Here is a 13,091-nt window from a genome sequence, read left to right as displayed (position 1 = left end):
TATATTTTCGCTAGAACGGAGCGAAAATTAGAACCGTTTTGTAAAACAAAATATAACGATTTAAGTTTTAAGTTGATGAGCTTTTGAGTTTTTGAGTCGGGGTGTTTTTGAGTGGATGAGTTTTTGAGTGGATGAGTTTTTGAGCTGGGGAGTTTGTGAATTTGTGAGTTAATTCTTCGGGAGTTGTTAGACTTTCGTGAGTTTATAAGCCAGTGAGTTGACTTGCCCTACACTCCTCTCAATTTATAGAAATATTAATCAAGGAGTTAAGGAGTTAGGGAGTTAAGGAGTTAAGCCAAATGCCTAGGTGGCATTAGCCATTTTTTCACCTTTTCACCCTTTCACCTTTAAAAGGCGCAGCCATCTTTCCCCTTTATCAGCTTTCGCAAACAAAGTATTGATATTTATCAAGATAGTGTATGAAAGTTAAGCAATTAAGTTCTATCTTTGCATCGTCAGTAGAACCTACACTTAAACGTTTATTAATTGCAAAAATGAAAAGAATAACGCTCGTTTTGGAGCTTCTCTTATTGGTAAGTCTTGCTGTTGTGGCGCAAATACGCGGCAACGAAATTGTTGTGCAGGTGCAACCCAACCACGCCAATTGGAATTATCGGCTGGGCGAAGAGGCCGTTTTCAACGTGGCAGTATTAAAGAACGGCTGTCCGTTGCCGCAAGCAAAGGTGGATATCGAGGCTGGCCCCGTGATGTATGCCGATATTAAACGCAGCGGCGTGGTGCTAAAAGACGGCACAACGACGTGGAAGGGTACGATGAAAACGGCTGGTTTCTATCGCCTTAAAGTGTGGGCGCACGTGGGCGAGAAAACTTACGAGGGCCTTTGCACCGTGGGTTACGCCCCCGAAACGCTGCAACCCACCGACAATTGCCCTGCCGACTTCGACCAGTTTTGGGCAGATGCCTATGAGAAAGCAAGTTATTACCCGCTCGAAGCCCATCGCCGACTGCTGCCCGAACGCTGTACCGAGCGCGTGCAAGTTTACGAAGTGAGCTTTAACGGACTTAATCCTGGCAACCGAATTTACGGCATTCTCTGCATACCCACTGCCTACGAGGACAAGCGTCCTGCGTTACTTCGCGTTCCGGGAGCGGGTGTCAGACCCTACCAAGGCGACATAGAACAAGCTAATATCGGGGCGATTACCCTCGAAATAGGTGTGCATGGCATACCTGTAACGATGCCGCAGCAGGTGTACGACGACCTGCTGCACGGCGCATTGAACAGGTATTGGGAGACAAACCTCGACAATCGCGACCAAATGGCTTATAAACGCATCTTCATCGGCGCACTAAGGGCGGTGGATTATCTCACCCAACTGCCCGAATGGAACGGTCGAGAACTAGGCGTAACTGGTGCTAGCCAAGGCGGAATGCTGTCGTTGGTGTGCGGTGCACTACATCCTGCCGTTACATTTGTGGGCGTGGTGCATCCCGCAATGTGCGACCTCACCGCCTCTCTTCACGGAAAAGCCTGTGGATGGCCACATTATTTCTATGGCCAAAAGCAGCCCGACGCTAAGAAAGTGGCCACAAGTGGCTATTACGATGGTGTGAATTTCGCCCGCCGACTGACTATTCCCTGCTGGTTTTCGTTTGGATATAACGACGAGGTAGTACCGCCTAACAGCGCATACGCTGCCTATAACGTTACTCAGGGACTACGAAGTCTGAAACTATATCCCGCCACGGGCCACTTCTGGTTTCAAGAACAATGGGAAGAATGGCGAGAGTGGCTGCGCAAACAGTTAAAAAAGCCCACCCCCAGCCCCTCTCCAAGGGGAGAGGGGAGTAATATCCCCTGTGAGTTTTGTGAGAAATGTCATGATGGACAAATGAAAGTCGAGCTGAAGCATACGTATATTCGCCACAATATGTCCTTATGTTCTTCTGTCAAAAAAACCTGTATTTCTGTCAAAACAGCCTGTGTTTCTGTCAAAAGAAGTCAAGCAAATATTTCTGTCTAAACAAAGAAACAAAACGAAATGAATAAAATACGATACTACATGATGGCACTACTTCTGGTTTGTGCCACAGCCGTTAAGGCACAATCATTTGTTACGGTGAAGAACGGAAGACTTTATCGCGACGGCAAACCCTATACTTTTATCGGGGCAAACTATTGGTATGGCGCCATCCTTGGTTCGAAAGGGAAGGGCGGAGACCGAAAAAGGCTGAACCGCGAACTAGACGAAATGAAACGGTTGGGCATAACCAACCTGCGCATTCTCGTGGGTAGCGATGGCGAAGAAGGCATTAAATGGAAGGTGTCGCCTGTGCTTCAACCATCACCCAGTGTGTATAACGACGCCATATTAGATGGTCTTGACTATCTGATGATGCAGCTTCAACGTCGCGGAATGGTGGCTGTGCTCTATCTAAATAACTCTTGGGAGTGGAGCGGAGGTTATGGTTTCTACCTCGAACACGCAGGAGCGGGCAAGGCATTGCAGCCTAACGAGGTGGGTTATTCGGCCTACATTAAGTACGCTTCGCAGTTCTCGACCAACAAATTGGCGCAACAGCTGTTCTTCAATCACCTCTGTTTTATTCTCAAACGCACCAACCGCTACACCAAGAAACGCTATGCAGACGATCCCGCCATCATGTCGTGGCAGATTGGCAACGAGCCGCGCGCCTTCGATAAGGCCGTATTGCCGCAGTTCGAGGCATGGTTGGCCAAGGCCGCGGCTATGATGAAGAGCATCGACAAACGACATTTGGTGAGCGTAGGCTCTGAAGGTGCGTTCGGTTGCGAGGCCGATTACGACTCGTGGCAACGCATCTGCGCCGACCCAAACGTTGACTATTGCAACATACATATTTGGCCTTACAACTGGAGTTGGGCCAAAAAAGACTCGCTATCGCAAAACCTGCAACGCGCCAAAGACAATACCAAAGAGTATATAGACCGTCATTTGGCCATCTGCGCCAAGATAAACAAACCCCTAGTTATGGAAGAGTTTGGTTATCCGCGCGATGGTTTCGCCTTCTCAAAGCAGTCGCCCACCACTGCCCGCGACGCCTATTACGGCTACGTGTTCTCGCTTTTGGCGGCCGATGCAGCCAAGGGCGGATACTTTGCAGGCTGTAACTTCTGGGGTTGGGGTGGTCAGGCGCAGCCCAAACACGAGCAATGGGAGCCTGGCGACGACTATACGGGCGACCCTGCACAGGAAGCACAGGGGCTAAACTCGGTGTTCTCGTCAGACACGTCTACCGTTAACGTGATAAAGACGGGCATCGCCAATCTGCCCAAACACTGAAAGAAGATGAAACGAATACTAACCCTAGCCCTTGCGGCAACAACACTTCACGCCATGTCGGCAAAGAAAGAGCAACCCCTATACAAAAATCCCAAGGCCAGTGTAGCACAACGCGTGGACGACCTTTTGGCTCGTATGACCCTCGAAGAGAAGGTTGGGCAGATGAACCAGCTTGTAGGTATCGAGCATTTTAAGGAAAACTCTGCCGCCATGACTGCCGAAGAGCTGGCCACCAACACGGCCAACGCGTTCTATCCGGGCGTAACGGTGCACGACATGGAAGAGTGGACGCGCCGCGGATGGGTGTCGTCGTTCTTGCATGTGCTCACGCTTGAAGAGGCCAATCGCCTGCAAAGGCTCAACATGCAGAGCCGTTTGCAGATACCTTTGCTCATTGGTATCGATGCCATTCACGGCAATGCCAAGTGCAAGGGCAACACCGTTTATCCCACAAACATCGGTTTGGCCTCATCGTTTGATGTGGATATGGCCTATAAAATCGCTCGACAAACGGCCGAAGAGATGCGTGCCATGAACATGCATTGGAACTTTAACCCCAATGTGGAGGTGGCTCGTGATGGGCGTTGGGGACGTTGTGGCGAGACATTTGGCGAAGACCCGTATCTGGTTACGCTGATGGGCGTGGCCACCAACAAGGGTTATCAGCGCAATTTAGACAATGCACAAGACGTGTTGGGTTGCGTTAAGCACTTTGTGGGCGGCTCTTATGCCATCAATGGAACAAACGGCGCGCCCTGCGACGTATCCGAACGCACCCTGCGCGAAGTGTTTTTCCCGCCCTTTAAGGCTGCCATTCAGCAGGGCGGAGATTGGAACGTGATGATGTCGCACAACGAATTGAACGGCATTCCTTGCCACACCAACAGCTGGTTGATGAACGACGTGTTGCGAAAGCAATGGGGATTCAAGGGATTTGTTGTGAGCGACTGGATGGATATTGAGCATTGCGTTGACCAACATCGTACTGCCGCCAACAATAAAGAGGCCTTTTACCAAAGCATTATGGCCGGAATGGATATGCACATGCATGGTCCGGAGTGGCAAAAGGCCGTGGTTGAGCTGGTGCGCGAGGGCAGAATACCCGAAAGTAGGATAGACGAAAGCGTGCGCCGAATACTGACCGTGAAGTTCAGGATGGGTCTTTTCGAGCATCCTTACAGTGATGTGAAGACGCGCGACCGCGTTATCAACGATCCCGAACACAAGCGCACGGCCCTGGAAGCATCGCGCAACAGCATCGTTTTGCTGAAAAACGCCAACAACTTGTTGCCTCTCGATGCGCAAAAGTATAAAAAGGTGCTGGTAACAGGTATCAATGCCAACGACCAAAACATTATGGGCGATTGGAGCGAGCCACAACCCGAAGAGCAAGTGTGGACTGTTTTGCGCGGATTAAGAAGTGTTTCGCCCACCACCGAGTTTTGTTTTGTAGACCAAGGATGGGACCCGCGCAACATGTCGCAAGCTCAAGTGGATGCCGCTGTGCAAGCAGCTAAGGATTGCGACCTCAACATCGTGTGTTGTGGAGAATATATGATGCGGTTCCGTTGGAACGAGCGCACGTCGGGCGAAGATACCGATCGCGATAACCTAGACCTTGTTGGACTGCAAGAACAGCTGATAAGCCGACTGAACGAAACGGGCAAACCCACGGTCGTTATTATCATCAGTGGCCGTCCGCTCAGTGTTCGTTACGCCGCCGAACATGTTCCTGCCATCGTCAATGCATGGGAACCAGGGCAGTATGGCGGACAAGCCATTGCCGAAATACTATACGGCAAGGTGAACCCATCAGCCAAATTGGCCATGACCATGCCACGACATGCGGGCCAAATATCCACTTGGTACAACCATAAGCGTTCAGCTTTCTTCCATCCTGCAGTGTGTACCGACAACACACCACTATATTCCTTCGGCTACGGTTTAAGTTACACCACCTTCCGTTACACCGCCTTACAGCTTAGTCAGGCCAGCATTCCCAACGATGGGAAAACGCCAATTACAGCCCGAGTAACGATTGAAAACACGGGCCAACGCGATGGCGTTGAAATTTGTCAGCTATATATTAACGACGTTGTGGCATCTGTGGCCCGACCCGTAAAAGAGCTGAAAGACTTCCGTCGGGTAGCGCTGAAGGCGGGAGAAAAGAAAACCATCGAGTTCAGCATCACGCCCGACAAGCTCGCTTTCTACGACTTGAACATGAAATCGGTTGTAGAACCTGGCGCGTTTGAAGTGTTGGTGGGCGGAAGTAGCCGCGACGAAGACCTGCAAAAAGCCACTTTCAATGTTCAATGATATGAAAAAAATAATCCTCGCTATGGCAATAGCAATGCTCGCAATGAATGCAAATGCGAAAAAGATATTGTGTAAATCGCCTGCACAAGGCCTCATCGAACGACTTCAAACGCTACAAAAGCGTGGCGTAATGTTTGGTCATCAAGACGCTCTTTTCTATGGAACGACGTGGAAATGGGAGTTTGGACGAAGCGACGTTAACGACGTTTGTGGCGATTATCCTGCAGTTCTTGGTTGCGAATTGGGCGGACTGGAACTAGGAAACGACAAAAATCTGGATGGTGTTCCCTTTGATAAGATGCGCCAACAGATTATCGCCCACCATCAACAAGGCGGTATCGTGACCATCAGTTGGCATCCCTACAACCCCGTTACAGGAAAAGACGCATGGAATACAGAGGGAGATGCCGTTACGGCAGTTTTGCCTGGCGGTAAGGAAGCAGGTAAAATGCAACTTTGGCACAAACGTATGGCCGACTTCATGGCATCGCTTAAAGACGAGAAAGGTCGTGTCGTGCCTGTTATTTTCCGTCCGTGGCACGAGATGAGCGGTGCTTGGTTTTGGTGGGGAAGCAAACAATGCACGCCCGAACAATACAAGGCGCTGTTCCGTCTCACGTTCGACGCTATGGCACAAGCAGGCTTACGCAACCTTGTTTGGAGCTATTCGCCCAATGCACAAGCCAACGACACGCCCGAACACTATTTTCTCTTCTACCCTGGAGATAGCTATGTGGATGTGCTTGGCGTGGATTTGTATCAGTATAACGGCAGTGCGGTCTTCATTGAGCAATGCCAAAACGAGATGCGCATCATGTCTGAGTATGCCAAAAGCCACAACAAGCTGTACGCTTTAACAGAGGCTGGCTACCGAAACACGCCCGATGCACAATGGTATAGCTCTACCTTGGTGCCCGCCATCAAGGGATTTGCCCCCAGTTACGTGCTACTTTGGCGCAACGCATGGGATAAAGCCGAAGAGAACTTCGGTCCTGCACCCGACAAAACCTGCGCCGACGATTTCAGAAAGATATATAAGGAGGGCGCGTTCCTTTTCCGTAGCAAACTGAAAAGCGCACCAAACAAGTCGTGTTGGATGGTATCAAAGAAACGTAAGAAATAAGTTTCTGAGTTTCTGAGTTTTTAAGTTTATAAGTTTGAAGGCTTATTCTGCTTTTAAAGGAGATAAAGAGAACGAAGAAATCACAAGCCTACAAACTCCCCAAACTCATCAACTCATTAACATCCCAAACTCATCAACTCATTAACTTCCCAACTCATCAACTCACAAAAATGTCAACATTCAAATCTAAACTCAATGCACTTCGCCAACGCCACGAGGCATTGCTCACCACGCCTAACCACATATTGGAAATCGGCAACGGCATTTATGAACGCTATGCAAACCCTATATTGACTGCCGAACACACGCCTTTGGAGTGGCGTTACGACCTAGACGAACGCACCAACCCCCACTTGATGCAGCGCATCATGATGAACGCCACGCTCAATGCTGGCGCAATGAAGTGGGGCGACAAATATTTGCTGGTGGTTCGTGTTGAGGGAGCCGACCGCAAAAGCTTCTTCGCCGTGGCCGAAAGTCCTAATGGCGTAGACAATTTCCGCTTTTGGGACGAGCCGATAACTATGCCCGAGACCGACAATCCCGCAACAAACATCTACGATATGCGCCTAACTCGCCACGAAGATGGTTACATCTACGGTGTGTTTTGTGCTGAAAGGCACGACGATAGCAAGCCCGCTGACCTCTCGGCAGCCACTGCCACGGCTGGGATAGCACGCACCCGCGACCTGAAAACGTGGGAACGGCTGCCCGATCTCAAAGCACGGAGCCAGCAGCGCAACGTTGTTCTGCACCCCGAGTTCGTCGATGGCAAGTACGCCTTTTACACCCGACCGCAAGATGGCTTTATCGACACAGGTTCGGGAGGTGGAATTGGCTGGGCATTAGTCGACGATATCACCCACGCCGAGGTGCACGAAGAGACCATTATCAACCCTCGCCACTACCATACCATCATGGAAATGAAGAATGGCGAAGGTCCGCACCCCATCAAAACGCCACAAGGCTGGTTGCATTTGGCACACGGCGTGAGGGGCTGCGCTAGCGGATTGCGATACGTTCTCTATATGTATATGACTGCTTTAGACGACCCCACGCGCATGATTGCTCAGCCTGGCGGCTACCTTTTGGTGCCCCAAGGTGGCGAATATGTGGGCGACGTGATGAACGTTGTGTTCTCTAACGGATGGATTGCCGATGAAGATGGGCGCGTGTTTATCTATTATGCCTCGTCGGATACACGCATGCATGTGGCCACTTCGACCATAGAGCGACTGGTAGACTATTGCTTACACACGCCGCAAGACGGACTAACCACCGCCGCAAGTGTTGAAAACATCAAGAAACTCATTGCCAAAAACCGCGCATTATGAAGATAGGGCTTAGCGAAAAGATAGGTTACGGACTGGGCGACATGTCGTCGTCGATGTTCTGGAAACTCTTCGGAGCCTATCTGATGATATTCTACACCGACGTGTTTGGCATCTCTGCCGCCATCGTTGGTACCATGTTCGCCATCACTCGCGTATGGGATTCGTTCTTCGATCCCATCGTTGGAGCCGTGGCCGACCGTACTTCGTCGCGCTGGGGACGCTTCCGTCCCTACCTCTTATATCTGGCCGTGCCCTTCGGAGCTATCGGTGTGCTAACGTTTCTTACCCCACCGATGGACGAGACGGGAAAAATCGTCTACGCCTTCGTTACCTACGGACTGATGATGATGGTGTATTCGGCCATCAATGTGCCATACGCCTCGCTGTTAGGTGTGATGAGTCCCGACCCTGCACACCGCAACACGCTGGCCACTTACCGCATGACCTTCGCCTATCTTGGCTCGTTCGTAGCCTTGTTGCTCTTTATGCCGTTGGTAAACGCTTTCGGTGGAGGCGACCCCAAAGGTCCAATGCGTGGCTGGCTCACCGCTCCACAGTTTGGCTGGCTTATGGCCGTGGTGGTTATTGCCATAGTGTGCGTGGTGCTTTTCCTTGGTTGTTTCGCCCTAACCAAAGAGCGTGTGCAACCTGTGAAACAGGAAAAGAACTCGTTTAAAACCGACTTGGCCGACCTGCTGCACAATCGTCCGTGGTGGATTTTGCTGGGTGCGGGTGTGGCATCGCTTGTGTTCAACTCCATTCGCGACGGCGCAACGGTTTACTATTTTAAATATTACGTAGACGAAACCGCCGTGGGCAACATCTCCTTCCTAGGTCTGCCCTTCGTGCTTAGCGGTCTTTATCTTGCCGTTGGGCAGGCTGCCAACATCGTAGGCGTAATACTTGCCGCCCCAATAAGCAACCGCATTGGCAAGCGGCGCACCTTTATGGCGGCTATGGCCGTGGCAACGGTGCTTAGCATTGGTTTCTTTTGGCTCGATAAAAGTCAGCTCGCGCTCATCTTTATCTTGCAAGCACTTATCAGTGTTTGTGCTGGCAGCATCTTCCCTTTGCTGTGGAGCATGTACGCCGACTGTGCCGATTACAGCGAATTGAAGACAGGCAACCGCGCAACAGGGCTTATCTTTTCATCGTCTTCAATGAGTCAGAAGTTCGGTTGGGCCTTCGGCACGGCTGTAACAGGTTGGATGCTCGCCCAATTTGGTTTCCAAGCCAACGCCGTTCAGTCGGCCGAAACCATTCAAGGCATCAAGATGTTCCTCTCGATATTGCCAGCCGCAGGGGCTTTCCTCTCGTTGGCGTTCATTTATTTCTATCCGCTTTCTGAAACGAAGATGAAGGAAATAACCGCCGAGCTACAAGAAAAAAGGAAATGATTATGGAAAAGTTGAAAAACGAGTTGCGCGACGAACTCACCCAAAACATCTTGCCTTTTTGGCTTAATAAGATGGTAGACCATCGCCGTGGCGGTTTTCTGGGGCGCATTGATGGGCACGGCAACCCCGTGCCCGATGCCGAAAAGGGGGCGGTGCTCAATGCGCGCATACTGTGGGCCTTTGCTGCGGCCTACCGCGTTTTGGGCAAACCCGAATATTTGGAGGCTGCAACTAGGGCTAAAGATTATTTCGTTGCCCACTTTATCGACCCGCAAGAGGGTGGCGTTTTTTGGAGTTTGGATGCCCAAGGACGTCCGCTCGACACCAAAAAGCAAACCTACGCCATTGGCTTTGCCATCTACGGATTGAGCGAATATGTACGAGCCACGGGCGATGAAGTGGCTTTGCAGCAAGCAAAAGACCTTTGCTACTGCATCGAACGCTACGCCTTCGACAGCCTGAACAATGGCTATGTGGAGGCACTAACGCGCAACTGGCAGCCCATTGCCGACATGCGACTGAGCGACAAGGACGAAAACGGGTCGCGAACGATGAACACGCACCTGCACATTCTCGAACCATACACCAATCTTTACCGCGTGTGGCGCACGCCACAGTTGGCCGAACGCATCGCCAATCTTATCGACATCTTCCTTACGCACTTGCTTAATCCGCAGACAAACCATCTCGACCTCTTCTTCGACGACCGTTGGCAGGGCCGTCGCAACATACAAAGCTTTGGTCACGACATCGAGGCGGTGTGGCTATTACACGAGGCCGCGTTGGAGTTGAACGACCCCAACGTGCTACTAAGGGTTGAGCATGCTATCAAGGCCATTGCCAAAGCGGCCGACGAGGGGTTGCAAGCGGATGGCTCGATGGTGTACGAACGATGGACAGACACGGGTAAAGTGGACACCCAACGCCAGTGGTGGGTGATGTGCGAGTGTGTTATTGGTCACATAGACCTTTACCAACACTTCGGCGACACCGCTGCTCTCGACATCGCCCGCCGCTGTTGGCAATATACTCGCGAACATATCGTAGACCACGAACAAGGCGAATGGTTCTGGGGATGTGACGAAAACGCACGCCCAAACCTCGTAGACGATAAGGCCGGCTTTTGGAAATGCCCCTATCATAATGCGAGGATGTGTTTGGAAGTGGTGGAAAGAAGCCCACCCCCAACCCCTCTCCAAGGGGAGAGGGGAGTGAATAGCCTTGTTTCGACATTGCAAGCAAAGAATAATATCCTAAATTGCAAGAAAGAATAAAATTCTAAAATAGCATTAATAACAACCAAAGCAGCCAAGCTATCTACTCCCCTCTCCCCTCGGAGAGGGGTTGGGGGTGAGGCTTTTTCTCCACAACTTGACTGGTTGGGGCTAAGAACGATTACATTATGGACACTTACGTACTACACGAAATAACCCCATTGATGGAGACCGATGCCCTGTACATCGCAGACAGGCATAAGAAAGAGTTCTCCTATCCCGTGCACAACCACGACGTTTTCGAGCTAAACTTCGTTGAAAACGCTGCGGGGGTGAGGCGAACGGTGGGCGATAATAGTGAAGTGATTGGCGATTTCGACCTCGTGCTCATCACCAGTCCCACACTAGAACACGTTTGGGAACAGCACGAATGCAAGAGCGAAGACATCCGCGAGATTACCATTCAGTTTAATTTCGGGGCGGGAATGACCGAAACCGACCAGTTTTTCGGCAAGACACCCTTCGAAAGCATACGCCGAATGATGAAAGAGGCGCAAAAGGGATTGGCGTTTCCTATGACCACCATCATGAAGGTGTACGACAAACTAGACGAGATGAGCCGCATAACCGACCGCTTTCGGGCCTTAATGCAGTTTCTCGACATACTGCACACGCTGTCGCTTAGCACAGGTGCGCGCACATTAGCCACCACCAGTTACGCCAAAGTGAACATCGAAGACGACAGTAGACGGGTTCTTCGCGTAAAGAAATACATCTCGGATAACTACATGTACGAACTGCGACTTAAAACCCTGGCCGACCTTGCCAACATGAGCGAGAGCGCATTCTGCCGCTTTTTCAAGCTGCACACAGGCCGCAGGCTTAGCGATTACATCATCGACATACGCATGGGACATGCTGCGCGCATGCTGATAGACACCACCGAGACCATCGTCGAGATAAGCTTTAAGTGCGGATATAACAACATGAGCAACTTTAACCGTATCTTCAAGCGAAAGAAAGGATGCTCGCCAACAGAGTTTAGAAACAATTATCATAAGATTAAGGTGATTGTGTGAGGGGGTAACAACGCCTTGTGAAGTTGGTTTTCTCACGCAAGAAGATCTGGAATAACAGACAACCCCATAGTAAACAGGGGGATTTGGAGGTAAAGAAGAGCAAGACTTATAGCCTAGGTAAACGCCATAAGCCCTTGTACTGCATGTACAATCCTTTGTTGCTGTCCCGCTAAACTCCAAATCGGCTAGGTTTCCCTATCTCATATTAGAATGTTCCGTCATTGCCCTTAGTCCGCTAAACTCCAAATCAGCTCAGTTTCTCTATCTCATATCGGAATGTTTCGTCATTGCCGTTAGTCCGCTAAACTTCAAATCGGCTCGGCTTTTCTATCCGCAATGCCCACCAATAGGCGTTGCGGATTTCTTTTTCGAAAGGTAAGCCCCCCTTTCAAACTATCCTTCATCCCAAAAGCTCTTCCGTGCAAGTGCTCTTTTACTGGCACAAGGATTAAATTCAACACAGGCACGCAATGGCACGGAACAACAACCATAAGAACGTAAAACATTTATACCAAAATTTAACATTATGAGTGCCTTCGCCGTAAAATTTCCAGGCATCGGTCGGATTTTCGCGCGTATTTTAAAAGTTTGTAACCACCTGACTTATTGATAATTACGATAAATTAGGCGCAAAAACACGCTTTTTAGCACGTATTAGGGGGGGGCAAAACAACATGAAGTGTTCAACCAAACGCCACCACGCAGTTTTTCATTCCACATAATCAAAATGCCTATAAATAACGCATAAAATGGTGCTTTTTATGGATTTTGGCTACATTTTGCTACATTTTAGCTTGTATTTTGGTACATATAGCATTGCGTTTTGGTGCAAAATACACTGCGTTTTGGTGCATATTGCATTGCGTTTTGGTGCAAAATGCACTGCGCTTTGGTGCATATTGCGATGCGTTTTGCGGCAAAATGCGTTGCAACAACCAGCAATTAGGCACCATTTTCTTGTCGTTTCGGATGCAAATTTTGGGGATTTTTTCTTCAAAGAGAAATGCAAAAACATAGTAAATGCCCAAAAACGGAGGGGATAAGCGCACAAAAAACACTGAAATTTCTTCGTTTGGGTGCATTTTATATGGATTTTGGCGGTTATTTTCTTCTAGAATGGTTCGGCCAATGAACGCGTTTTGTAAAATACGTTTACTATTTTAACAAACCGCTAACACACGCTTTCGGAGATAAGGCTAACGGCTATGCGCCGGCATAAGCGACAAGGCTAAACGTGATGGGCGCAATGTTGCGGACATTTTTAAGTCCTCTTTCCGAGATGAGAACAACGGCTCTGCGGCGGCATAAGCGATAAGACTAAACATGATGGGCGCAATGATG

At 49.9% G+C, this 13,091-nt stretch carries 8 protein-coding genes and 1 pseudogene; 8 read left to right on the top strand and 1 reads right to left on the bottom strand.

Annotated features, from left to right (window positions below; genetic code table 11):
- Nucleotides 1-494 precede the first annotated feature (494 nt).
- From HMPREF2955_RS09050 to HMPREF2955_RS09015, 8 genes and pseudogenes are all read left to right on the top strand, one after another.
- Nucleotides 495-1,813 (top strand): annotated as a pseudogene (locus HMPREF2955_RS09050) (acetylxylan esterase).
- A 190-nt stretch (nt 1,814-2,003) separates the two neighbouring features.
- A complete protein-coding gene (locus HMPREF2955_RS09045; RefSeq protein ID WP_070722791.1) occupies nt 2,004-3,284 on the top strand; it encodes a glycoside hydrolase 5 family protein in 1,281 nt (426 codons plus the stop codon).
- Nucleotides 3,285-3,290: 6 nt separating this feature from the next.
- Nucleotides 3,291-5,603, top strand: a complete 2,313-nt coding sequence (locus HMPREF2955_RS09040; RefSeq protein ID WP_070722790.1) for a glycoside hydrolase family 3 N-terminal domain-containing protein — start codon at nt 3,291-3,293, stop codon at nt 5,601-5,603.
- Nucleotides 5,593-6,726 (top strand): glycoside hydrolase family 26 protein, encoded by a 1,134-nt coding sequence (locus HMPREF2955_RS09035; protein WP_070722788.1) that lies wholly within the window; start codon nt 5,593-5,595, stop codon nt 6,724-6,726. Before HMPREF2955_RS09040 ends, HMPREF2955_RS09035 begins: the two co-directional genes overlap by 11 nt.
- Nucleotides 6,727-6,896: 170 nt before the next feature.
- Nucleotides 6,897-8,060 (top strand): glycoside hydrolase family 130 protein, encoded by a 1,164-nt coding sequence (locus tag HMPREF2955_RS09030; protein ID WP_070722786.1) that lies wholly within the window; start codon nt 6,897-6,899, stop codon nt 8,058-8,060.
- Nucleotides 8,057-9,457, top strand: coding sequence for an MFS transporter (locus HMPREF2955_RS09025; protein WP_070722784.1), 1,401 nt, complete (start codon nt 8,057-8,059; stop codon nt 9,455-9,457). Before HMPREF2955_RS09030 ends, HMPREF2955_RS09025 begins: the two co-directional genes overlap by 4 nt.
- A 2-nt stretch (nt 9,458-9,459) precedes the next feature.
- Nucleotides 9,460-10,731, top strand: coding sequence for an AGE family epimerase/isomerase (locus HMPREF2955_RS09020; RefSeq protein ID WP_371326385.1), 1,272 nt, complete (start codon nt 9,460-9,462; stop codon nt 10,729-10,731).
- 128 nt (nt 10,732-10,859) lie between these two features.
- A complete protein-coding gene (locus HMPREF2955_RS09015) occupies nt 10,860-11,750 on the top strand; it encodes an AraC family transcriptional regulator (RefSeq protein WP_044260386.1) in 891 nt (296 codons plus the stop codon).
- Between the two features lie 782 nt (nt 11,751-12,532).
- Here the strand turns inward: HMPREF2955_RS09015 and HMPREF2955_RS16265 are convergent.
- On the bottom strand, nt 12,533-12,832 hold the full coding sequence (locus tag HMPREF2955_RS16265) for a hypothetical protein (RefSeq protein ID WP_168166880.1): 300 nt from the start codon (nt 12,830-12,832) through the stop codon (nt 12,533-12,535).
- Between the last annotated feature and the right edge of the window lie 259 nt (nt 12,833-13,091).

It is taken from the genome of Prevotella sp. HMSC073D09, from assembly GCF_001814145.1.
Lineage (GTDB): Bacteria > Bacteroidota > Bacteroidia > Bacteroidales > Bacteroidaceae > Prevotella > Prevotella conceptionensis.
The sequence above is the reverse complement of the archived record's forward strand: the minus strand, read 5'-3'. Positions and strand labels throughout refer to the sequence as shown.

What these genes read in the sequence shown, in the direction of transcription:
- HMPREF2955_RS09045 (WP_070722791.1), top strand. Translation starts at nt 2,004, where the DNA reads ATGAATAAAATACGATACTACATGATGGCACTACTTCTGGTTTGTGCC.
- HMPREF2955_RS09040 (WP_070722790.1), top strand. Translation starts at nt 3,291, where the DNA reads ATGAAACGAATACTAACCCTAGCCCTTGCGGCAACAACACTTCACGCC.
- HMPREF2955_RS09035 (WP_070722788.1), top strand. Translation starts at nt 5,593, where the DNA reads ATGTTCAATGATATGAAAAAAATAATCCTCGCTATGGCAATAGCAATG.
- HMPREF2955_RS09030 (WP_070722786.1), top strand. Translation starts at nt 6,897, where the DNA reads ATGTCAACATTCAAATCTAAACTCAATGCACTTCGCCAACGCCACGAG.
- HMPREF2955_RS09025 (WP_070722784.1), top strand. Translation starts at nt 8,057, where the DNA reads ATGAAGATAGGGCTTAGCGAAAAGATAGGTTACGGACTGGGCGACATG.
- HMPREF2955_RS09020 (WP_371326385.1), top strand. Translation starts at nt 9,460, where the DNA reads ATGGAAAAGTTGAAAAACGAGTTGCGCGACGAACTCACCCAAAACATC.
- HMPREF2955_RS09015 (WP_044260386.1), top strand. Translation starts at nt 10,860, where the DNA reads ATGGACACTTACGTACTACACGAAATAACCCCATTGATGGAGACCGAT.
- HMPREF2955_RS16265 (WP_168166880.1), bottom strand. Translation starts at nt 12,832, where the DNA reads ATGCACCCAAACGAAGAAATTTCAGTGTTTTTTGTGCGCTTATCCCCT.